This is a genomic window from Acinetobacter sp. YH01010, assembly GCF_013420775.1.
In the GTDB taxonomy this organism is placed as follows: Bacteria; Pseudomonadota; Gammaproteobacteria; order Pseudomonadales; family Moraxellaceae; genus Acinetobacter; species Acinetobacter amyesii.
On record NZ_VOYF01000061.1, the window covers coordinates 1 to 1,857 of the forward strand.

1 rRNA gene is annotated in these 1,857 nt (G+C 50.0%); it reads right to left on the bottom strand.

Going from position 1 to position 1,857, the window contains the following annotated elements:
- A 23S ribosomal RNA gene (locus FTT77_RS17150) occupies window positions 1-1,857 on the bottom strand; the annotation flags it as partial.

Here is a 1,857-nt window from a genome sequence, read left to right on the forward strand (position 1 = left end):
CAGAGTTAGAACCTCAATATTACCAGGGTGGTATTTCAAGATTGGCTCCACCGAAACTAGCGTCTCGGTTTCAAAGCCTCCCACCTATCCTACACAAGTAAGATCAAAGTTCAATGTCAAGCTGCAGTAAAGGTTCACGGGGTCTTTCCGTCTAGCCGCGGGTACACCGCATCTTCACGGCGATTTCGATTTCACTGAGCCTCTGCTGGAGACAGCGCCCCCATCATTATGCCATTCGTGCAGGTCGGAACTTACCCGACAAGGAATTTCGCTACCTTAGGACCGTTATAGTTACGGCCGCCGTTTACTGGGGCTTCGATCAAGAGCTTCGCTTACGCTAACCCCATCAATTAACCTTCCAGCACCGGGCAGGCATCACACCCTATACGTCCACTTTCGTGTTTGCAGAGTGCTATGTTTTTAATAAACAGTTGCAGGGGCCTGGTTTCTGTGGCTGCTCTCAGCTCAGGAAGCAAGTTCCATCACCAAAAGCAGCGTACCTTCTCCCGAAGTTACGGTACCATTTTGCCTAGTTCCTTCAGCAGAGTTCTCTCAAGCGCTTTGGTCTACTCGACCTGACCACCTGTGTCGGTTTCGGGTACGATTCCAGTGTAACTGAAGCTTAGAGACTTTTCCTGGAAGTATGGTATCAGCCACTTCACTGTACAAGTACAGCTTGCTGTCAGATCTCAGCATAGAGTACCCCGGATTTGCCTAAGATACATGCCTACTTCCTTTCACCTGGACAACCAACGCCAGGCTGACTTAACCTTCTCCGTCCTCTCATCGCATTACACTGAAGTATTGGAATATTAACCAATTTCCCATCGACTACGCCTCTCGGCCTCGCCTTAGGGGTCGACTCACCCAGCCCCGATTAACGTTGGACTGGAACCCTTGGTCTTTCAGCGAACGGGTTTTTCACCCGTTTTGTCGTTACTCACGTCAGCATTCGCACTTCTGATACCTCCAGCAGACTTCTCAATCCACCTTCATCGGCTTACAGAACGCTCCCCTACCACTTACACTAATGTGTAAATCCGCAGCTTCGGCATATAGTTTTAGCCCCGTTACATCTTCCGCGCAGGCCGACTCGACTAGTGAGCTATTACGCTTTCTTTAAAGGGTGGCTGCTTCTAAGCCAACCTCCTAGCTGTCTATGCCTTCCCACATCGTTTCCCACTTAACTATAATTTTGGGGCCTTAGCTGGCGGTCTGGATTGTTTTCCTCTTGACTACGGACGTTAGCACCCGCAGTCTGTCTCCCGGATAGTACTCATTGGTATTCGGAGTTTGCATCGGTTTGGTAAGTCGGGATGACCCCCTAGCCGAAACAGTGCTCTACCCCCAATGGTATTCGTCCGAGGCGCTACCTAAATAGCTTTCGGGGAGAACCAGCTATCACCGAGTTTGATTAGCCTTTCACCCCTATCCACAAGTCATCCCCTGGCTTTTCAACGACAGTGGGTTCGGTCCTCCAGTTAGTGTTACCCAACCTTCAACCTGCTCATGGATAGATCACCCGGTTTCGGGTCTACACCCAGCAACTAAACGCCCTATTAAGACTCGATTTCTCTACGGCTCCCCTAATCGGTTAACCTTGCTACTGAATGTAAGTCGCTGACCCATTATACAAAAGGTACGCAGTCACCAAACAAGTTGGCTCCCACTGCTTGTATGCATGCGGTTTCAGGATCTATTTCACTCCCCTCACAGGGGTTCTTTTCGCCTTTCCCTCACGGTACTGGTTCACTATCGGTCAGTCAGGAGTATTTAGCCTTGGAGGATGGTCCCCCCATATTCAGACAAGGTTTCACGTGCCTCGCCCTACTCGACATCATTATCTAAGCCCTTTCG